This window comes from Mesorhizobium sp. M0040 (genome assembly GCF_040323505.1).
Classification (GTDB): Bacteria; Pseudomonadota; Alphaproteobacteria; order Rhizobiales; family Rhizobiaceae; genus Mesorhizobium.
In genome coordinates, this window is the sequence record NZ_JAMYVA010000009.1 from 81,662 (window position 1) to 100,927 (window position 19,266).

Genomic DNA, 19,266 nt, shown 5'->3' on the forward strand with positions numbered 1-19,266 from the left:
TTCTCGTCTGCGCCTCACTCCTTCAGCGATCCGAGGGTGAGGCCGCGGACCAGATGCCGTTGAACCAGCAGGATAAAGATGAAGCTGGGTATGATCGCGGACGTGCCGAGCGCTGTGATGTAGCCCCACTCGGTCGCGGTCGAGGTGACAAAGGTCGAGATCTTCACCGGCACAGTGCGGATCGACGTTGTCAGGAACAGTGAGAGCAGGAACTCGGTCCACGAAAAGATGAAACACAGCACAGCCGTCGCAGCGATGCCGCCCTTGACCATGGGAAGGACCACGCGTCGGAACGTCTGCCAGCGCGTCGCGCCGTCAATCAGCGCCGCCTCATCAACCTCGCGCGGAACATCGTCGAAGAACGACTTCAAAAGCAAAACCGCCAGCGGCAGGTTAATCAAACTGTGAACCAGGATGAGCCCCGTATAGGTATCGCGCAAGCCGAGATCCCGGAACATGAAAACGATCGGAATGACGATCGCGATTGGCGGCATGAAGCGCTGCGAGAGAATCCAGAACAGGAAAGACTGCTGGCCGCTGAACTGCATTCGCGACAGGCAATAGGCGGCCAGCGTGGCCAGCAGCAGCGTCAGCGCCGTCGATCCGACGGCTATGACGGCGCTATCGAGCAACGACTGGCGGGAATCGTAGGAGCTGGCGCCACCCTTGATGACCCCGGCCGCCTCGCCGCCCTGTTCCATGCCGATGTCGACGCGCGAAACGCCAAGCAAGGTCACACGGTAATTGTCCGGCGTCGGCGTGAAACCGGTGTAAACCGGTCCGCTGCGGTCGAAGATCGCCGAATAGGGTTTGATGGACGACAGCGCCCACCACGCGATCGGGAACATGAAGATCGCCACCACCAGGACGGCGAGCACGTCACGGGCGATCGTTTGGGCGCGCGACGACTCCATCAGAACCTCACCTTGAACAGCCTGACGAACAGGTTCGACACGACGATCAAGACGACGAGCACGATCAGCGACAGGGTCGCGGCATAGGGAAAGTCTCCGGTGAAGTAGATTCGACCCGCGTAGAATGAAAGTGTCTCGGTGGCCGTGCCTGGCCCGCCGGCGGTGATGATGTAAACGTAGTCGTAGATGCGAAAGAGATCGACGCCGCGGATCAGCACCGCGACCGCTATCACCTTGCGCAGCATGGGCAGTGTGAGGCGCAAGAACGTCTGGATGCCGTTGGCGCCGTCGATCGCGGCGGCTTCGAAAGGTTCCTTCGGCAGCGCCCTGAGCCCTGCTAGGATGATGAGCACCATGAACGGCGTCCATTGCCATATGTCTGCCAGCAGGATCGCCGCCAATGCGGTTCCGGGCTGCGTCAGAATCGGCTGTGCCGGCGAGATCAGGTCGAGGGCATAGAGGTAGAACGACAGGACGCCGAAAGAGCCGTCCTGCATCAGCAGGAACATCATTCCGGTCACGGCAGGCGGCACCACCAGCGGCAGTGTCATCAGCGCCCGCAGCACGCCGTAACCTTTGCGATCGGTGTCAAGCAGAAGGGCAATGAGGATGCCGAGCGCAAGCTGAACCGCAAGCGCGACGAAGGTGTAGATCAGCGTGGTTTCCAGCGAATGCCACATACGCGCATCCGAGAATGCGCGCGTCCATTGGTGGAGCCCGGCGAAGTCAAGTTGCCGGGAAACGACATTGCGTTTGTGAAACGACAGCCAGACTGAATAGGCGAGGGGATAGATGCCGAAAACGAGAAGCATCACCGTGATCGGCGCGAGCCAGGGAAAAGGATGCTCGGCCGTCATGAACCGGGGTAGGGCCCACCTGGAAGTCGGCCGCGTGAGGATAGCGCTGCTCACGTGCAAATCTCCGCTCGGTCACAGAGACGCATCGGCCTTCTCCCTATCGGCCAGATTGTGCCAACTTGAACTTTTGTAAGTTTGTTGTGCCTTTTGTTAAGAACGTGTCGGACGGCCGCCGATTTGTCAAGTGTCGGGTCCGTCAGCGCTCAAGGGATTTGCTCGTGGTAGATCCCGACATCGCCGGTATGAAGTTGTTTTTGGAGGGATCGCCGGTAAATGCGGTGGACCAGCATCAAAAGCACTCAGGGCCGCCGCCAACTTTGGCAGCCCGAGGAAAGCTACGGAAAGCATCGAGGAGATCGGGAGGACAGCCCGGGGGCTTTTGGAACTCCCCTTAATCCGGCAACAGGATCTGAAGCTTTACGTCCGCGGGCCGGGCTTCGACTGCGCGGTCGAAAGCGGTGATGGAATCTTCAAAGGGGAAGGTCGCCGAAATGAGTGGCTTTAGGTCGACCCGGCCCGACCCCATCAGCGCGATTGCCCGCTCATATTGGTGGGCATATCGGAACACAGTCTCGATGCGGACTTCCTTGGTCGACGCGGTGGCAATGTCGAGCGCCACAGGCGCCACCGGCAGGCCGACCACCACCACCGCGCCGCCGGGCCGCGGCAGATCGAGCAGGGTCTCCCATGCCTTGGACGAGCCCGAGCATTCGAAAACGACATCGGCGCCCCAGCCATCGGTCAGGAGCTTTACCTCCGCCGCCAGGTTCTTGTCGCGGATGTTGACCGGGATCACGCCTTGATAGCCGCTGGCGATGTCGAGCTTGGGTTGGGCGAAATCTGCAACAATGGCGCGGGCGCACCCGCCGGCGAGTGCCGCGATCGCCACCATCGTCCCGATCGGCCCGGCGCCAATCACCACCGCCGTGTCACCAGGCGCGATCTTTGCTTTGGCAGCCGCCTGCATGCCGACAGCGAAGGGCTCCACCATGGCGCCTTCGGCGAAGCTGACATCGTCGGGCAGTTTGAATGTGTAGTTGGCGGGGTGGACGACATAGGGCGTCAACACACCGTGGATCGGCGGCGTTGCCCAGAATCTGACAGCTGGGTCAATGTTGTAGAGACCGAGCCGGCTCGCCCGCGAATTGGGATCGGGGATACCCGGCTCCATGCAGACGCGGTCGCCGACCTTCAGATGCTCGACGCCTTCCCCTGTTTCGACGACGGTGCCGGCGGCTTCGTGGCCCAAGACCATCGGCGCTTCGACCACGAACGGGCCGATGCGGCCATGCGTGTAGTAGTGCACGTCCGAGCCGCAGATGCCCACCGTATGGATCTTGATGCGAACTTCGCCCGCGCCGACGGTCTGTGGCAGATCGATCTCACGCAGCTTGAGTTCGTGCTGGCGTTCAAGGACAAGGGCGCGAATGTTCGTCATCGACGTAGTCTCCTCTAAAGCCGACTGTTCGAGGCCTCCGCGACCTTGCTTGCATTCGGCACGTTCATCATAGCCGCTCATTCACGGCTTCAAAATCCAGTTCGGAAACGGGTGTTGCAAGATTCCGACTATCCGTACCAACTTCCCGGCCAAGGGACTTTGAAGGCCGACCATGCCGCTGCCGAATTTCGTTTGGATCATTCAGGGTACTCTGAGGTATTCAAGTGATAGATTCGGCATCAGGATAGCAACCAGTGTCTAGAGGGCGACGTGCACACTCGCTGCACACAAAGTTCTCCCTTCTTTCGGTTCTGTTTTGTCGAAGAGGCAACAGGGCATGCTGTGACGCGATGTTTGAGAAATTGTCGCCCGGCTTCGGCTGCCCGGGCGACAGAGCACCTGACAGGGCGCCGTAGCACGACGAAAGAGGGTCTTTTTACTGGGTGTGCGAGATGCTTCTGAGGGCTTCGGCAAAGCACAGGGTGGCCGAACCCGTCGCGGTCTGACGGCGAAGGCTCCGCGTTAGGCGATGTAGGTGCTGCGTCGATCATGGCTCCACCAGTTGCTGGATTGCGTGCATCGGTAGGACGAGCCGGAGGGAGTCCGGCAGCCGCACGAAGCCGTTTCCCTCATAGAAGGCAGCGGCGCGCTCGCTGATGGCATCCACCACCAGCATCGAGGAACCGACTGTGGCCGCGCTCGCATAGGCGCGCCGCACGGCGTCGGCGAGAAGCATCGCACCCAGGCGTTCGCCCTGACGGGCTTCCGAGACCGCCAGCCGTCCGATCAGCGTGGCGCTGACCAGCGGATAGCGCGGGATGTGCTTGCGCGCGGCGGCCGGCACGTCGCCCTGTGCAAGGCTGGTTGCGCAAAGCGTATAATAGCTCAGCACGACATCCGGTTTATCAGGCTCCACTAGAATGAAGACCCCATTCGCCTTGCGCCGCACATCTTGGCTTGCCTGCGTCCGGAGATAACGGTCGAGTCTGTCGACGCCGCAGGCAAAGCCGTCCCGGTCGTGATGCGACGCGAGCGCCTCGATCTTCAAATCTGGCCGAGACGCCGCCATGCTCAGGACGCGACCCGGCGCTTGTGCTCGGCCAAGGCGCGGACCAGCCGCTCACTCGGCTCTGGCGGATTGACCAGCGCGTCGAAGAATGCCGCGCGGTCGCGATCGGACAGCACCAACGTCTCATGCTCGGCGATCGTGCGGCGCGCGGTGTCAGTGAGCGCAGTGACGCAGAAGTCGCTGACTTTGCGTCGTGACAGATGCGCTGCCCGCTCGATAAGATCCTTAGTCTCTTCATCCAACCGGAATCCGAGGCGTTCGACGCGGTTGGGCGTCTCTCGTTCGATCTGGGGCTGTTTGCGCGGCATTGGGATCACTCCTGTCATGGTCTATGTTTCGCAGACAATGTACGTCACATAGACGAACAAATCAAACCGATTTCTGCCCTTCATCCACGCGCTGGTGGTCGAACATCAGCTTCGCCCGCTGTTCGGCTTCTACTGGGTGCTGACGGTCCAGGCAGGCAGGCTCTTCGACAGCCCGCTTCTTCTGTCCCTGTTGTGGTTTACGCTCGGCCAGCAAGAGTGTTCAATGCGTAACGTGTGTATCGTCGTTCGCCAGTTCTAATCAGTGCACCCTTGGCAACGAGGTCCTGCAAATCTCTTGTCGCTGACGCGCGAGATGCCTGAGTGAAGGCGATGTAATTCTCGGCGCTGAGACCGCCCTTGAAACCATCTATACCTTCGCGGAACATCCGGGTGATGGCCTTTTCCTGTCGCTCGTTGAAGTGACCGTGGTAGCGTTCGTAAAACTTGGCCTTGGCGACGGAGAATTCGACACGGGCAAGCGTTACGCGCTGCGCCTCAAGGATCGTTTTAGCGAAGTAGAGCAGCCAATCCGTAATCGCGTTGCTCTTGTTGCTGGCCTCGAGATTGTCGTAGTAGGCCTTGCGGTGGCGTTCCATCGTGTACGCCAAAGCGATGAGACTGGGCTCACCCAGGCTTTGCGCCAACGCCTTTTCGCAGAGGGCACGCCCTATGCGCCCGTTGCCATCCTCGAACGGGTGAATGCTCTCGAAATAAAGGTGCGCGATTCCGGCACGCGTCAACGCCGGAATCGGTATCTTGCCTTTGGGCGCGGTTACGTTGAACCAAGCCGCGAAGGCGTCCATTTCGGTCTTCACCCGGGCCGACGGCGGCGCTTCGAAATGCACTTTGGGCTTATCCAGCCGATTGGAAACGATTTGCATAGCATCGGCATGCTGGCGGTAGCTGCCGATGGTCCCGATACCCCGCTCACCCGACATCACCATCTTGTGCCAAGCGTAGAGGGTGCGGTGCGAGAGTGTATCGGCGAAATGCAAGTAAACATCGGCCGTCATTTCAGCGATGCCGCGCTCGGCCGGCGGAATGTGCCTGATCTCGCTTCCCAGGCCAAGTTGCTGGCGTAAGGATGATTGCAGACTCTCGCGGTTGAGGTATTCCCCTTCAATCGCGGATGTCTTCAAGGCCTCTTCGCTGATAAGGTCGATGCGGATCTGGTCGCGATCGTTGGCACCCACATGACGAAAGACGCCCAGGAACTCGCCCGATCGCAACAGGAACTCGCTTTCCAGCGGTTCCAATACCTTCTTATCGTAGGTAAAATGCGGCCAGTCAGCCTGCTCCCAATTCCATACCATGAGTTATAGAGCACCTTTCTATAACTCATTATGCCACGACAGGTGAGCTATAGCAATCCTCGCTATGCCTCAGGGTCTTCTCGGATACGTCAACAATTGGCGAACGTGTTCGGGGTTCGAGTTGTAGACCGCTATATCGCAAGACCCACTGTTGAGGAGGCGTTCTTGCGGTCGCGCCAATCTGTTTGATTGCAGTTTGAGCTGATCGATCAACCCCCGGGCGGCACCGCAGATTTTCCTGATTGCGCCGGAGTTGATCCAACCCAGGTCGGCTCTGAAAGGGCCGCTGGACACGTTGAAGGACATAGCTTGAGGCGCCCCGAGAACCGGTCTTTGCACAGCTCCCCTCACGCAGGTATCAAGGGCCGACACGTGTAGCGTCATTATGGAAATCAGCGGCTGTTCGTACCTCACAGGCGTGCGCGGCTTTGCCTGTTCAAGATGTGGGCACGGCTCGGATCTGAACCGGTAGGCTGGAGCACTGAGCCGGCCCCGACGGGCCCTCGGGCTGGGCTCCGGGAACTGTCCTGTCCCTTGGCACTGGAACCCTGATTTCGGGCCAGTCCAACTGGCGGTTGCTAGACGTATAGCAACTCATGCGCCTAAGTTTGCCTACGGCCCGCGCGCACCTGGCAAGCCCGCCCACCCTAGTCCCCCGCTTGGTGCAACAGCGCCCGTCCCGCCCCGCCGCACCAAACCGTGCGGCGGGCTTTTTTTCACGCGGTGGAACACCGGCGCGCAGGGAAGTTCGGGGCATGCCGCATACCCTTCGCCTCACAGTATTGCTGCCGGATCGCTTGCCCTGATCGGCCCACGTCGTCGATCGACAAAGGTTCATTATGGAGCGACAACGCTCGCTAGGGCTTCCCGATGATGGGAGTCATGCTCGGTCCTTTCTCGGCAGAGAGCGGGCAACAAGCCGAAGGCGTTCATAAAGAGTCCAGAACTGCTCGTGCTGAGTTCGGCGATCGTCATAGTTATATGTTTAAGATTCCAAAGGTCAGACAGAGACGGCTGCCGCGCATCCGGTGATTTTCGGGACCTAATGAAGTATCGGCGTTACCTACGCGGGCGGCAACTGGATGGGACTGCGCGGGAGAGCGGGCCAGCTTGGTTCGTCGGCCGTTGGTAGGACGTGCTCAAGCGGCGTTAATCTTCATCTCTGCGCCGAGCACCATCTTTGTCACGGCGGCGAAGTCGAGCTTCCCGGAGCCGAGGACGGGCACTTTCGCAACGACGCGCACTCCGGCGGGCACCATCAGGTCCATGGCGCCGTTGGCCTTAGCGAAGGCCAGGAATTCGGCACGCGTGGCGTTGACGGCCTCGGTGATGAGGATCAGCTTTTCGCCCTTGCGCGCATCTGGCACGGCGGCGACCGCCGAGAGCGAGCCTTTCCACAATTCGCCCGCCAGCGCCTCGACGGCGGCCATCGAGATCATCTCGCCACCGATCTTGGCAAAGCGCTTGGCACGGCCTCGAATGGTGATGAAGCCGACATCGTCGACGGCGACGACGTCGCCGGTGTCATGCCAGCCGTCTTCGAGCGGTTCGAGCACGCCCGGCTTCTCGGCGCGCAGATAGCCTGCCATGACGTTGGGCCCACGCACGAACAGCCGTCCGCCATCCTCGACGCCAGGCACCGGATCCAGGCGATACTCCATACCCGGCATGATTTTGCCGACGCTGCCGGACCGGTTGTACATCGGCGTGTTGATGGAGATCACCGGCGCGGTTTCGGTCACGCCGTAGCCTTCGAGGATGCGCAGGCCGAACTTTTCCATATAGATCGCGCGCGTCGAAGGCTTGACCGGTTCCGCGCCGGCAAAGCAGTAGCGCACTGACCGGAAGTCGTAGGGGTGTGCGGTGCGGGCATAGCCGGCAAGGAACGTATCGGTGCCGAAGATGATCGTTGCGTTCGAGGCGTAAACCAACTCCGGCACGATCCGGTAGTGCAGCGGCGAGGGGTAGAAATAGACCGGCACGCCCGAGATCAGCGGCAGCACCGTGCCCGCCGTCATGCCGAAGGAATGGAAGATCGGCAGCACATTGAAGACCTTGTCGCCCGAGTGGAAGTCGATACGCGAGGCGGCCTGGGCGGCATTGGCCAGGATGTTGCGGTGGGTGAGCACCACGCCCTTGGGCGTGCCTTCGGACCCCGAGGTGAACAGGATCACCGCCGGATCTTCAGACTTGCGGGCGACCCGGGGTGCGCTCTTGCGCAGAAGGCCGAGCAGCTTGTGCCTGAGGCCAATGGTGGCCCGCAGATCATCGAGCCAGACGATGTCGACCGATCGGCCGAGTTCCTCGACCACGGCGCCGAGTTTCGCTTGTTCGACAAAGGCGCGCGAGGTCAGCACGGTGCGCACCTCGGCGGCTTTGCAAGCGGAGAGGATGTTAGCTGCACCGGCAGTGAAGTTCATCATCGCCGGAACCTTGCCGGCCGACATAACGCCGAGCAGCGTCGCACAGGCGCCATTAGCGTTGGGCAGCATGATGCCGAGCGTCTGCTGGCCGGCATAGAGTTTCTTGAATTTCTCGCCAAGCACGGCGGCGGCTGTCAGCAGCTTGCCGTAACTCAGCGAACCGGTGACCGGGTCCTGAACGGCCAGTTGCTTCATGCCGCGTTCGTTCGCCGTCTGGATGATCTTCTCCAGCACAGTCTTGTCGATGTCCTGGGTGCGGAAGACGAGGTCCGACATGACCTGGTAGAGGGCAGCGCCCGCCGCGGCGCGGCGCTTCCGGCCCTTCAGATCCTGCAGTACTTCAAGTTTGACGGGCTCCAGAATGGTCACCTTGACCTTCGGGAACAGCCGGCGGCGAATATGCAGCGAGGTCAGCCGCGAAAAATAGCTCTTCTCCAGCCCGTCGATGCGCACGGGCACGACCATCGAGCCGGTCTTGTCGGCCACCATGGCGGCGCCGTCATAGACCTTCATGAGGCCGCCGGTGACGGTGATCCGCCCTTCGGGGAAGATGACCAGCGGATCGCCGCCTTGCACGATCTTGATCAGCGTGCGGGTCGACATCGGCTTGGCTGGATTGAGCGGCAGCGCACGGGCGAGCTTGAGGAAAGGCTTCATCCACCAGGCCTTGGCGATAGTGTGGTCGATGGCAAAGACGGGCTCTTCCTCGGTCAGCGTCAGGGCCAGCGGACCGTCGAGGAAACTGACATGGTTGAGCGCCAGGATGGGTGCCGGGCCGGCCGCCTTGAGGTTTTCCAGCCCCTCCACCTCCAGACGATGGAAGGCTCGGAACAGAATGGAAACGAAATCGCGGAAGGCGTTTGTCGGAAGGTATCTCAGCATCAGCGAGGCGGCGACCACGTTGAGTGCGGCGAGGCCGAACAGGATACCTCCAGTGGAGACGCCCGCTGCTTGAATCGCGGCGACAAGTATGCCGCCCACCGTCATGAAGCCTGCATTGACGATGCTCACGGCGGCGACGACGCGAGCGCGGCTGGCTTCGGGCGCCCAGGCTTGCACTGCGGCGAAGGTCGGCACGACAAGAAAGGCGCTGGCAATAGCCATGCCGGCAAGGTCGATCGCAACATGGACCGTGTTTGGCCCGGCGAAGAATATTGCGAGCGTTTCGGCCCTGGGCGAGGGCTGCATGCTCCAGATGGTCCAGGCCAGGTCCAAGCCGAATAGTGCCATCAACGCCGTGCCAACCGGGGCTGGCAAGAGCACGATGCGGCCCTGCGACATCCATGCGGCTATGGCAGAGCCAATCGCGATCGAGACGGCGAACACCGCGAGATAGGCGGTGACAGCGATTTCTCCGCCACCGAGCGAATCCTTGACCAACGTAGGCAGGATCGAAAGGACAATGGCCCCGATAAGCCAGAACCACGACGTCATCAGTCCGGCGCGCCAGATCCGCTTGTCGGCACGCAAGCCGTTGACCTGTCGCCACGTCGAGCGAAAGATGTTCCGGTCTATGACGAGGTCGGGTGCAGCAGAACCGGTTGACGGAATGTATCGGCTGACAAACCAGCAACCGATGGCGAGGATCATCATCATCGGCCCGAAGACCGAGACGCCTATGCCATCGGCCGAGACGACGCCTCCGGCGATAGTGCCGCCGAGGATGGCGGCGAAGGTTGCCGATTCGATCCAGGCATTGGCGCGGGGCAATTCCTTGCGCTCGAGATGATCCGGCAGGATGCCGTACTTGATCGGTCCGAACAATGCCGAGATGATGCCGAACATGAGCAACGCCATCATCAGCACCGGGATCGACGACAGCGCGATCCCAACGACAGCGACAGCCGCAGCGGCGATCTCGGTGAATTTCAGCCGACGGGCGATGAGCGCCTTGTCGAACCGGTCGGCGATCTCGCCACCAAGGGCGGACAGGAGCAGGAAAGGAGCCATGAAGACGGCACCCGCCAGGGTGACCAGTGATGCCGCCTTGTCCGCCGCCAGGGTGAACAGAATAAGGAAAACCAGCGTGTTCTTGAGGAAATTGTCGTTGAAGGCGGACAGGAACTGCGTCCAGAAGAGAGGCGCAAAACGCCGTGAAGTCATCAGATGACTGTTCGTGGGGTTGTTCGTGACGATTTCCATAGCGGCGACTTCCATTGGGCAGACCGTTGAAGATCCTGGTCGGATCGATCCGCGGTCTTGCGCGGTTTGAGCCTTTTTGTAGTGGGAACCCGATTACGCTTCGTTACTGCGGCTCACATTGATCAGCAGCTTTCGGTGTTGCCGGTTGATGAAGCGGCTTGCCTCTTTCGCGTCTCGCGGTGTCTTGGTGATGGTTCGAGGTATCCACGAGCCTGGTCGCGGCCATCGGGCAGAACCCCTTGGCGGCTATGCTTGCCCCATGAAATTGATGCGGCCGTCATCATCCAGGCGGCGATAGCGAAAGTGGGCGTGGTCAACGTTTGCAGGCGCTTGAACCCTTGGGAGCATAGCTGTTGGAGGTCATCGATATTGTCTTTTGGTTTCAGGGTGAGGTTGCGCCGGCGTTGGTCTGTTTCCGGGTTCGATACAATCAGCCGGTCTTGCGACAGTCTTTCGCAGCCGGTCGAGGACGGCGTCAGTGAGCCGGCTCGCTTCATCGGCATGAGCGGTGACGGCATACGTCATCAAAGCAATAAGACTGCCCGCATCCTCACCCCGTCGTTTGGTCGAAAGTAAGGTGGGACAATCAGAGTGCGCAAACTTGTCATTACTGATACTGCGCTTCACCCCAGCTTTTAGCGTGCGCCCTTCGGCATATGCGTGGTTCACCATTCCTTCACTTTATTAGCGCACGTTCATATGCGGACATGTTGGTGTAGCTTGTACGTGCCCAAAGCCCCGGCGCATCGACCCAGCGCTGGGGCTTTTTTGTCCGCCTGGTAATCCGCATGTTCCCCAGACAGGGGCGTGAACTGCGCAGTCGCCCTTGAAGGTGAGTTCGCCGCTGTGGTGTCCTCTTGCATCGACCAAGCTCAAGGCAACGCCATCGACTTGAGCCTAGCTGTGCGTGTTTCGACATTTCGACGTCGCGGTGTCGGATTATTTGCATGCAAACCAGTTTTACGACGCTATCCTCCCATCCTCAACGGACCATTCTGGGAGGAACGCATGGCTGCGCATGAGCAACATGCCGTTGAAATCATTAGGGACAAAGAGTGGTCGGTTCGCGTGACGGTCAACGGCACCACCACCACGGTCCCTTTTACATCTGAGAGCTACGCGCGTTCGTTTGCAGACGGTCAGGCGTTCCGACTGGGCGTTCAGGTCGCGGAGATCAAGAAGGCGGCCTAGCTGCGCGCTTGCCCCAAGGCCGCATGGCGATTGAAGCCCGAGTGACCAAAGTCGGTCGAAAAAGCGGCAACGCTTACGGTCTGCCACGCGCGGCAAGTGACCAAGTAGCCTCACTCGCTCATGGCATGAAGCACGTCGTGCTTGATGATCTCGATGCTGCGCAGATTGAGCAGGCGGATGACGCCTTTGTCCTTCAGCCGGGTGAAAACCCGCGACACGGTTTCGATGGTGAGGCCGAGATAATCGCCGATATCCATGCGCGACATCGGCAGTTCGACCTGTCGCAAGCCGCCCTGCCGCTCCGCCATGTCGACCAGGAACGCGGCGACGCGTTCGATGGCATTCTGACGGCCGAGAACCAAGAGATGTTCCTGCGCTCTCGTCAGGCCCTTGAGAGCCAACGGCAGCAGCTGACGGGAGAGATCCGCACCAGTGGCAAAGCGGAAGACGCGGACACCCACGGCGTTGATGGCTTCGGCGAAAAAATGATGGGTGGTGTCGGCTTCGAAACCGAATGTCTCTCCGGCCAGATGGAAGGCACTTATCTGCCTGCGACCGTCCGCAAGCAGGCGGTAAACACGCACGGCGCCAAACTCGACCTGATAGAAGGCTCCGGCCTTTTCACCTTGCGCATAGATTTCCGAACCGCAGCGAAAGAAGCTGACCGGCTGTAGCAGTGTCGGATCGAATGCCGTAGGCAGGCTCGACTGTAAGCCGTGCGACGGCAGTGAAATTCTGGAGGTCGATTGGGCGTGCATGGCTGTTTCCCGGTTGATCCGTAGCACAGCAATCGCGCGAATCAGCAGGTCGCGAAATTCGGTTCTATCCCTACGGGAAACTACCTAGTGCTTGGCTGGGAAAGCGGTGAAGGCCGGCAGCGTGCCTACGCGGCGCTCGCCTTCTCGGGAACTTGCGCATGCTTCTGCCGACTTGTGCCGCATTGAAATTGTCGGAGCACGCAATCATCAGCGTCGGTCGACAGCCATCATACTGGCAGACTGGCAACGGAAACGCGGTTTCGACAGGTCGGCAACCGGGCCGAAATCCGCCGTCTGCAATCGCGACTGAAATCACTGGTGAGGATGCAGGAGTGGGCAAACGAAAGCCAGATCGCCAAGATCGGAATCAGAGCCGTCGACATCATCGACGTCGACATGGCTCGCATTCAGATGATCTTCCCGGCTAAGCCCGACGAGGCGACCGGTGGGCGCTGAAGCCAACGGCTTTCGCTGGTCGCCGTCGTCGCAAGGCACTTGGCAGCGCCATCTTAATGAGGCCCGGACAATGGTGGACGAACGGGTGATGAAAGCCATCACCGTCGAGGACGCCTCGTGAGCCGCGCCGAAAGGGATCGCAATTCTTCGAAGTTATGGAGTTTTTCGGGAATGGCGATCCTTTCTTTGGTGGCGAGGCCGAGGGACAATTGATTGAACAGTTCGCGAGATGCCGATTCGCGCAGTCGCGCCAGCTATGCTCTGGCTGCAACGCATCCAACGTTACCATCCATCCTGACATGAACGCGCCGGCAGTCATGCTACTGTGGAAGCGCAGCTGGCCGATCCTACGACATCGTTCTGGCAGCCTGCCATGAAGTGAAGAGGAGAGTTCACCATGTCCAGAATGAATCGCCGCGCCTTGCTTCTCAACGCCGCCAGCGCCGTTGTCGCCTCGACGGTTGCGGCATCGGCTTTCGCCACAAAGCCGCGACGGGAGGACCGGGAACCGTCCCGCGATCTGCGGGCGCTGATCAATGCGCACAAGGCAGCGTACGCGGCATTCGGCAAGGCGATCCACGAAATGGGCGGCAGTAACCGCGACCACGACAGAGCCAGCCGGGCTGAGAAAAGGGCGCTGCTGGCTGTATGCGCCTATCCTGCGGTCAGGGAAGGTGATCGCCGGTCCAAGGCCCGATATCTTTTGAAGATCGAGGCGCGCGGTGAGCTCGACTTGGCAGAGCATATGCAAGCTCTTCTCCGCTCGACGATGGGGGAGGGATAGGACCGGGATTGCGTGTCCTGCTTCTCGTCGATGGCATTCGTGTGCAGCTAGAACCAGGCGTCGAGCCAGTTGCCTAGGCCTCGCTCGATAGCATATTGCGAGCGGCATAGAGTTCGCCAATGAAGTCGGTGATCAAAGTCGAATTGATGCCGTCCGGCGGGCGCAGGAGTAGCGCGCGGAAATTGACGGCTGGCTCGAATGGCCTGGCCAAAATACCGCCGATCATGCCGTCCGCAATGACGGAGGGATTGACCAAGCCGATTCCCATGCCCTTCGCTGCAAGGATAGCGATGGTCAGGCCGTAGGGCGTTTCGATCAGGATGCGCGGCCGTACCCCATGCGCGGCCAGGATCTTGTCCATCGCGAGCCGAGCCGTATCTTCCGGCGACAATGCCAGGAAGGCCTCGTCGGCGAGATCGGCCGGCGTGATTATCTGCTTCCGCGCCAGCCGGTGGTTCTTCGGCATTACACAGACGGCGCGCGGCGTGGTGAAGATGCTGTGCAGCACGCCGCTGGTATCGACCTCGTCGGCCGCGAGCCCGATGTCGAAACTGCCAGAGGCCACCAGGTCGCGCACGATATTGGAGGTGCGGACCTGATAGCTGATTCGCACCTGCGGATGCCGGCGTGAGAACGCTACGATGGCGCGCGGTACCAGCCCATGCCCGAGTGCCGACAGGCAGGCGACGCGGATGGTACCGGTTCCGACCTCCTTGATCTGGGCCGCCCGCAGCTTGAGCCGGTCGAGCCCGACCAGGTTGGCCTTTACCTCGGCATGGAACAACTCCCCTTCGCGTGTCGGCACCAGCCTGCCACGAATGCGGTCGAAAAGCCTGAAGCCGAGTTCGGCCTCTAGCTTGGCTAGCGAACGGCTGATGGCCGGCTGTGAGGTATCCAGCAGCGCGGCCGCCGCGCCGGCGCCGCGCGTGATCATGATCGCGTTGAAGACATCGATGTCGCGCAGGTTCATAGTCAGCCCATATCAAAAGCGAATTAACTTTATCGCTGCGGTCATAGATGGCAATGGGTGAGCCGGCTAAGCTGCGCCTATGAACCGACGCGATGACACTTCACATGTCCATCCTCCCAAGCGCTCCGAGGAACCGTTCCAGGCGGTGGCGATGCCGGTCGAGCGAGCCTCGACCGTGGTCTTTGACGATCTGGAATCGTTCGAGCTTCGCGTCGAGCGTCTGTACGACGGGTTCAGCTACGGACTTTACGGCACACCGACCAGCCGGCAGCTCGAAGATCATATCGCCGTGTTGGAATGCGGATCGCGGGCTCTCGTCGTCCCGTCGGGCATGGCGGCCATGACGCTGGCGACCATGGCTGTCTGCCGTGGCGGCGAAAGCGTTCTGATCCCGGAGACGCTCTATGGCCCGGCGCGCGACATGGCCGAGCGTTTTCTCGGCCCACTCGGGATCGAGGCGGTTTCCTACGATCCACGGCTGGACGCAAGTATCGCGGCCATGATCGACGGCAGAACGCGGCTGGTCTGGGCAGAATCGCCTGGCTCAGCCACCTTCGAAGTTCAGGATGTGCCAGCCATCACGGCCGCGGCCCACAAGGCCGGCGCGCTCGTTGCGGCCGACAACACCTGGGCCTCGCATCTGCTGTTCAAGCCGCTCGCTCATGGCGTCGACATCTCGATGCAGGCGCTTTCCAAACACGCCGGCGGCCACGGCGACCTCTTGATGGGCTCGCTCGCAGTGCATGACCATGCCCTGTTCCGGCGCCTAAAGGATACAGCGCGTTTCCTTGGCTATGGCGTCTCGCCCGAGGATTGCGCGCTGTGCGAGCGCGGCCTGATGACGATGCCGGTGCGCATGCGCCACGCCGACGGTACAGCGCGCAAGATTGTCGCCTGGCTGTCGGGGCGCCCGGAAGTCGCGCAGATCTTGCATCCTGCGGAGCCTGGCCATCCCGGCCACGCGGTCTGGAAGCGTGACTTCGCCGGATCGGCGGGCGTGTTCTCCTTCGTGCTGCGGCCGGAACTGGCGCCACTGCAATCCGATGTTCTGCGCAGCCTGCGGCTGTTCAGGCTCGGCGCAAGCTGGGGCGGCGTGCATTCGCTGATTGCCGTCAGCGATCCCCGCAAGGGCCGCGCCAGCCTCGACTGGCTGAAGCCCGGCCCGGTCTGGCGCCTGTCGATCGGCCTTGAGGCGCTCGAAGATCTTCTGGCCGACCTTTCTCAGGCCTTCGAACTTTTTGCTGAAGCCCGGCGCAACGGAACCGCCGCGGCCGACGTCAACGCCGCAGAATGACGACAACTCAACGACAAGGGGAATGATTATGAAACATCAAGGTCTGAAATGGCTCACGGGTCTGGCGATAGGATTGGCCAGCCTGACTACGGGCGCCGTGGACGCCAGCGCGCAGGCGGTAATCAACAAGATCAAGGAGCGCGGCTATGTCAGCTGCGGCGCCAGCCAGGGCGTGCCCGGTCTATCCCGGCCGGACGAGAAGGGGTATTATCGCGGGTTCGATTCCGACATCTGCCGCACTTTCGCGGTCGCCATCCTCGGCGACAGAGACAAGATCCGTTACGTGCCCCTTAACGCAGGCCAGCGTTTTGCTGCGCTACAGACTGGGGAAATCGACGTTCTGTCGCGCACATCCACCATCACCTACAGTCGTGATACGGTTGTCCGCTTCGTCTGGATCAATCTCTACGACACGGACGGCATGCTCGTGCGCAAGGCCGATAACATCACCGAGCCCAAACTGCTGGACGGAAAGACCGTCTGCCTGCAAGGCGGTGGCAGCCTGACCGAGAAAGCGATCGAGGAAACCGAGGAAGAGTTCGGGATCGCGATGGAGAAAGTCTATTACGACTCGACCGTTCAAGCGCGCGACGCCTTCTTTGGCGGCCGCTGCGATTCCTACGTCACCGACGGCACCGCGGCAGCAGGACAGCGTGCCTCGGTGGCCAAGAACCCGGACGACTACGACATCATCCGAGTCGGCAGGGCCGCCGAACCCAATGGAGTCGCGGTCGCCCGCGGTGACGATCAGCTTTTCGACGTCGTGCGTTGGACACTCAATGCACTGTTCTGGGCCGAGGCCAACGGCATCACCTCGCAAAACGTCGATGAAAAGCTTGCCTCGGGCAGTCCGGAAGTCAAACGCGTGCTGGGTGAGGAGCCCGGTTTCGGCAAGCCGCTCGGATTGGACGACAAGTGGGCCTACAACGTCATCAAACAAATGGGCAACTACGCCGAGATCTGGGATCGCAATCTCGGCAAGGACAGCCCGCTGAAGGTCGAGCGCGGCCTGAACGCGTTGTGGAAGGACGGCGGCCTCAACTATCCTTTCCCTTGGGATTGAGCTGCACATGAAGGGGACGCGCCCGCCGTTCCCTTTCCCTGCCAACGCCGCGAACCGTCGAGGTCGAAATGCTGAGCGACGCCAGGACCAGATCGATCATCATCCAGTGTGCCCTGGTGGCCGTGGCTGCCGCCTTCGCTGCCCTGCTCGTCAGCACGACTTTCGCCAATCTCAGGGCACGCGGCATCCCGATCGGCTTCGATTTCCTGACGATGCCGTCAAGGATCGTCATCTCCGAAGCAATCCTCACTTACAAGTCGCGGGACCCCTATTACTGGGCGATCGCGACCGGGCTCGCCAATACGGTCTTCATCTCCGCGCTCGTCATCGTCTTTTCATCCGCGCTCGGCCTCGTCGTCGGCATCACCCGGCTGAGCAGCAATCCCCTGGCGGCGGGCACCTGCCGCGTATGGGTGGAGGTTGCACGCAATTCACCGCCGATCGTGCTTCTGATCTTTCTCTACTCGCTGTGGTGGAAGGTGCTGCCGCCGGTCGGCGAAGCGCTCAATCCGCTGCCAGGCGTTTACGCCTCCATGCGCGGCTTTGTGGTGCCGGCCGTCAGCATGGACGTCGCCACCGCGGGATTGCTCGTCATTGCTCTCGCCCTGGCACTGGCGGCCGCTGGCTGGGCGGCGGCGAGAAGAGGATGGCTGCCACCGCTGACCGCGCCGGCGATCCTCGCGGTTGGCATTGCCGGGCTCTGGCTTGCCGATGCGAAGTTCTCCGTCGACTGGCCGACCTTCACTGGGTCGAACTTCAAAGGCGGCAAGGACCTGACGCCCGAACTCAGCACCATCCTCATCGGGCTGACCATCTACACCACCGGCTTCGTCGCCGAGATCGTGCGTGGCGGCGTGCTTTCGGTCGGCCGCGGTCAGTGGGATGCAGGTCATTCGCTCGGCCTGCCACGCGGCAAAATATTGCGTCTGATCATCATCCCGCAGATGCTGCGGGTGATCGTCCCGCCGCTCAACAGCCAATACATCAACGTCGTCAAGAATTGGACGCTGGCGATCGCGGTCGGCTATCCGGACTTCCTTGCGGTCATGAACACCATCATCAGCAAGTCCAGCCATTCGATCGAGGGCGTGTTCATCATCCTCGGCGTCTATCTCGCCCTCAACCTGAGCCTCTCGAGCGCGGCCAATTGGTACAACCGTCGCATCGCCATCGTGGAGCGCTGAACCATGAAGGCCCTGTCTCTTCCCCTTCCGGCCGAGCCAATGCCAGGACAGATCCGCTTCGGCGCTTTGCGGCGGTCAGCCATGCTCCTGTTCGGCACGCCACTCAATGCCGTCCTGACGCTGTTGTTCGGCGTTCTGCTCGTCGCCACGGTACCGCCGATGCTGCGCTGGCTGGTAATCGACGCCGTGCTGTTCGACCCCAGTCCACGCGCGTGCCGGGTGGCCGCCGGAGCGTGCTGGAGCTTCATCTATGCCAAGTCCGGGCAGTTGCTGTTCGGCATCTATCCGCTCGACGAACGCTGGCGCCCCGCCATCGTCTGCGTGCTTATCCTGGCGCTGCTTGCCTGGTCGGTGCGGCCCGCCAGCTGGGCGCCGCGGCTGGCAGCGCTCTGGATGGCGGCGCTCGTCTTGATCTTCTGGCTGATGGCCGGCGGTTTCGGCCTAGCCGAGGTTCCGACCTCGTCCTGGGGCGGCCTGCCGGTGACACTCATCCTCACCGTCGTTGCGATTGGCGTCGCCTTCCCCGTCGGCATCCTCCTGGCGCTGGCCAGGCGCTCGACCATGCCCATGATACGCATCGGCGCTGTGGTCCTGATAGAATCGGTGCGCGGACTACCGCTCTTGTCCATCCTGTTCGTGGCATCGATCATGATGCCGCTGTTCCTGCCCGAGGCCCTCTTGCCTGACAAGTTCGTGCGCGCGCTGGTCGCCCTCACCATCTTCGCCGCGGCTTATCTCGCCGAGGTGATCCGCGGCGGCCTGCAGGCCATTCCGAATGGCCAGTACGAGGCCGCGGCTGCGGTTGGCCTGCCCTTCTGGCGCACTCAATATCTGGTGATCCTGCCGCAGGCGATCCGGGTGGCGATCCCGGCGCTGGCCAACACGATCATCGTCATGATCAAGAACACCAGCCTTGTCCTGGTGGTCGGCCTGTTCGACCTGATCAGCTCCGGTAAAGCGGCGCTGGCCGACCCGGACTGGCCATCGCCAGCGGCCGAGACGTTCCTGTTTATCGGGGCGATCTTCTTCGCACTCTCATTCTCATTCGCCCGCTTCGCCGACTTCCTGGAGCGGCGCGGCCCAACCGCTCACTAGGAAATGT

Annotated in this window: 19 protein-coding genes; 8 read left to right on the top strand and 11 right to left on the bottom strand. The window is 61.4% G+C overall.

Annotation, left to right across the window (positions count from 1 at the left end; genetic code table 11):
• Positions 1-14 precede the first annotated feature (14 nt).
• From NKJ91_RS10755 to NKJ91_RS10795, 9 genes are all read right to left on the bottom strand, one after another.
• Complete coding sequence (locus NKJ91_RS10755) at positions 15-914, bottom strand: carbohydrate ABC transporter permease (protein WP_352455511.1); 900 nt, start codon at positions 912-914, stop codon at positions 15-17.
• Entirely contained in the window at positions 914-1,825 is a 912-nt protein-coding gene (locus NKJ91_RS10760; RefSeq protein ID WP_292655834.1) for a carbohydrate ABC transporter permease, read from the bottom strand. The genes NKJ91_RS10755 and NKJ91_RS10760 overlap by 1 nt, the downstream gene beginning before the upstream one ends.
• A 337-nt stretch (positions 1,826-2,162) precedes the next feature.
• A complete protein-coding gene (locus NKJ91_RS10765; RefSeq protein WP_352455512.1) occupies positions 2,163-3,209 on the bottom strand; it encodes an NAD(P)-dependent alcohol dehydrogenase in 1,047 nt (348 codons plus the stop codon).
• Between the two features lie 547 nt (positions 3,210-3,756).
• Entirely contained in the window at positions 3,757-4,257 is a 501-nt protein-coding gene (locus NKJ91_RS10770; protein ID WP_352455513.1) for a GNAT family N-acetyltransferase, read from the bottom strand.
• Positions 4,258-4,280: 23 nt separating this feature from the next.
• A complete protein-coding gene (locus tag NKJ91_RS10775; RefSeq protein WP_352455514.1) occupies positions 4,281-4,586 on the bottom strand; it encodes a type II toxin-antitoxin system TacA family antitoxin in 306 nt (101 codons plus the stop codon).
• A 61-nt stretch (positions 4,587-4,647) separates the two neighbouring features.
• Positions 4,648-4,800 carry a hypothetical protein gene (locus NKJ91_RS10780; RefSeq protein ID WP_352455515.1) on the bottom strand — a complete coding sequence of 51 codons (153 nt, stop codon included), beginning with the start codon at positions 4,798-4,800 and terminating at the stop codon, positions 4,648-4,650.
• Entirely contained in the window at positions 4,784-5,899 is a 1,116-nt protein-coding gene (locus tag NKJ91_RS10785; protein WP_352455516.1) for a Fic family protein, read from the bottom strand. The genes NKJ91_RS10780 and NKJ91_RS10785 overlap by 17 nt, the downstream gene beginning before the upstream one ends.
• 1,139 nt (positions 5,900-7,038) lie before the next feature.
• The gene (locus tag NKJ91_RS10790; protein ID WP_352455517.1) at positions 7,039-10,464 is read right to left on the bottom strand and encodes an acyl-[ACP]--phospholipid O-acyltransferase; all 3,426 of its coding nucleotides are present in this window, start codon (positions 10,462-10,464) and stop codon (positions 7,039-7,041) included.
• Positions 10,465-10,586: 122 nt separating this feature from the next.
• A complete protein-coding gene (locus NKJ91_RS10795) occupies positions 10,587-10,982 on the bottom strand; it encodes a hypothetical protein (protein ID WP_352455518.1) in 396 nt (131 codons plus the stop codon).
• Positions 10,983-11,472: 490 nt separating this feature from the next.
• Between NKJ91_RS10795 and NKJ91_RS10800 the strand changes: the two genes are divergently transcribed.
• A complete protein-coding gene (locus NKJ91_RS10800) occupies positions 11,473-11,655 on the top strand; it encodes a hypothetical protein (RefSeq protein WP_023679139.1) in 183 nt (60 codons plus the stop codon).
• Between the two features lie 110 nt (positions 11,656-11,765).
• Here the strand turns inward: NKJ91_RS10800 and NKJ91_RS10805 are convergent, their stop codons facing one another.
• Positions 11,766-12,413 (bottom strand): helix-turn-helix domain-containing protein, encoded by a 648-nt coding sequence (locus tag NKJ91_RS10805; protein ID WP_352455519.1) that lies wholly within the window; start codon positions 12,411-12,413, stop codon positions 11,766-11,768.
• 318 nt (positions 12,414-12,731) lie between these two features.
• Between NKJ91_RS10805 and NKJ91_RS10810 the strand changes: the two genes are divergently transcribed.
• The 3 genes from NKJ91_RS10810 to NKJ91_RS10820 all read left to right on the top strand — a co-directional run bounded on the left by NKJ91_RS10810 (position 12,732) and on the right by NKJ91_RS10820 (position 13,653).
• Positions 12,732-12,869, top strand: coding sequence for a hypothetical protein (locus tag NKJ91_RS10810; RefSeq protein ID WP_352455520.1), 138 nt, complete (start codon positions 12,732-12,734; stop codon positions 12,867-12,869).
• Positions 12,859-12,990: a hypothetical protein gene (locus NKJ91_RS10815; RefSeq protein WP_352455521.1), complete on the top strand. Its 132-nt coding sequence runs from the start codon at positions 12,859-12,861 to the stop codon at positions 12,988-12,990. Before NKJ91_RS10810 ends, NKJ91_RS10815 begins: the two co-directional genes overlap by 11 nt.
• Positions 12,991-13,266: 276 nt before the next feature.
• The gene (locus tag NKJ91_RS10820; protein WP_352455522.1) at positions 13,267-13,653 is read left to right on the top strand and encodes a hypothetical protein; all 387 of its coding nucleotides are present in this window, start codon (positions 13,267-13,269) and stop codon (positions 13,651-13,653) included.
• Positions 13,654-13,726: 73 nt separating this feature from the next.
• On the opposite strand, the gene NKJ91_RS10825 is transcribed toward NKJ91_RS10820, so the two are convergent.
• Positions 13,727-14,623 (bottom strand): LysR family transcriptional regulator, encoded by an 897-nt coding sequence (locus NKJ91_RS10825; protein WP_352455523.1) that lies wholly within the window; start codon positions 14,621-14,623, stop codon positions 13,727-13,729.
• Positions 14,624-14,702: 79 nt separating this feature from the next.
• Here NKJ91_RS10825 and NKJ91_RS10830 point away from each other — a divergent pair, with 79 nt between their 5' ends.
• From NKJ91_RS10830 to NKJ91_RS10845, 4 genes are all read left to right on the top strand, one after another.
• A complete protein-coding gene (locus tag NKJ91_RS10830) occupies positions 14,703-15,917 on the top strand; it encodes a trans-sulfuration enzyme family protein (RefSeq protein ID WP_352455524.1) in 1,215 nt (404 codons plus the stop codon).
• On the top strand, positions 15,862-16,980 hold the full coding sequence (locus NKJ91_RS10835) for a transporter substrate-binding domain-containing protein (protein ID WP_352455525.1): 1,119 nt from the start codon (positions 15,862-15,864) through the stop codon (positions 16,978-16,980). Before NKJ91_RS10830 ends, NKJ91_RS10835 begins: the two co-directional genes overlap by 56 nt.
• Before the next feature lie 68 nt (positions 16,981-17,048).
• The gene (locus NKJ91_RS10840; RefSeq protein WP_352455526.1) at positions 17,049-18,164 is read left to right on the top strand and encodes an ABC transporter permease subunit; all 1,116 of its coding nucleotides are present in this window, start codon (positions 17,049-17,051) and stop codon (positions 18,162-18,164) included.
• 3 nt (positions 18,165-18,167) lie between these two features.
• Positions 18,168-19,259, top strand: a complete 1,092-nt coding sequence (locus tag NKJ91_RS10845; protein WP_352455527.1) for an amino acid ABC transporter permease — start codon at positions 18,168-18,170, stop codon at positions 19,257-19,259.
• Positions 19,260-19,266: the final 7 nt, after the last annotated feature.

What these genes read in the sequence shown, in the direction of transcription:
- NKJ91_RS10795 (WP_352455518.1), bottom strand. Translation starts at nt 10,982, where the DNA reads ATGCCGTCACCGCTCATGCCGATGAAGCGAGCCGGCTCACTGACGCCG.
- NKJ91_RS10790 (WP_352455517.1), bottom strand. Translation starts at nt 10,464, where the DNA reads ATGGAAATCGTCACGAACAACCCCACGAACAGTCATCTGATGACTTCA.
- NKJ91_RS10830 (WP_352455524.1), top strand. Translation starts at nt 14,703, where the DNA reads ATGAACCGACGCGATGACACTTCACATGTCCATCCTCCCAAGCGCTCC.
- NKJ91_RS10840 (WP_352455526.1), top strand. Translation starts at nt 17,049, where the DNA reads ATGCTGAGCGACGCCAGGACCAGATCGATCATCATCCAGTGTGCCCTG.
- NKJ91_RS10755 (WP_352455511.1), bottom strand. Translation starts at nt 914, where the DNA reads ATGGAGTCGTCGCGCGCCCAAACGATCGCCCGTGACGTGCTCGCCGTC.
- NKJ91_RS10820 (WP_352455522.1), top strand. Translation starts at nt 13,267, where the DNA reads ATGTCCAGAATGAATCGCCGCGCCTTGCTTCTCAACGCCGCCAGCGCC.
- NKJ91_RS10800 (WP_023679139.1), top strand. Translation starts at nt 11,473, where the DNA reads ATGGCTGCGCATGAGCAACATGCCGTTGAAATCATTAGGGACAAAGAG.
- NKJ91_RS10825 (WP_352455523.1), bottom strand. Translation starts at nt 14,623, where the DNA reads ATGAACCTGCGCGACATCGATGTCTTCAACGCGATCATGATCACGCGC.
- NKJ91_RS10775 (WP_352455514.1), bottom strand. Translation starts at nt 4,586, where the DNA reads ATGCCGCGCAAACAGCCCCAGATCGAACGAGAGACGCCCAACCGCGTC.
- NKJ91_RS10785 (WP_352455516.1), bottom strand. Translation starts at nt 5,899, where the DNA reads ATGGTATGGAATTGGGAGCAGGCTGACTGGCCGCATTTTACCTACGAT.
- NKJ91_RS10765 (WP_352455512.1), bottom strand. Translation starts at nt 3,209, where the DNA reads ATGACGAACATTCGCGCCCTTGTCCTTGAACGCCAGCACGAACTCAAG.
- NKJ91_RS10845 (WP_352455527.1), top strand. Translation starts at nt 18,168, where the DNA reads ATGAAGGCCCTGTCTCTTCCCCTTCCGGCCGAGCCAATGCCAGGACAG.
- NKJ91_RS10805 (WP_352455519.1), bottom strand. Translation starts at nt 12,413, where the DNA reads ATGCACGCCCAATCGACCTCCAGAATTTCACTGCCGTCGCACGGCTTA.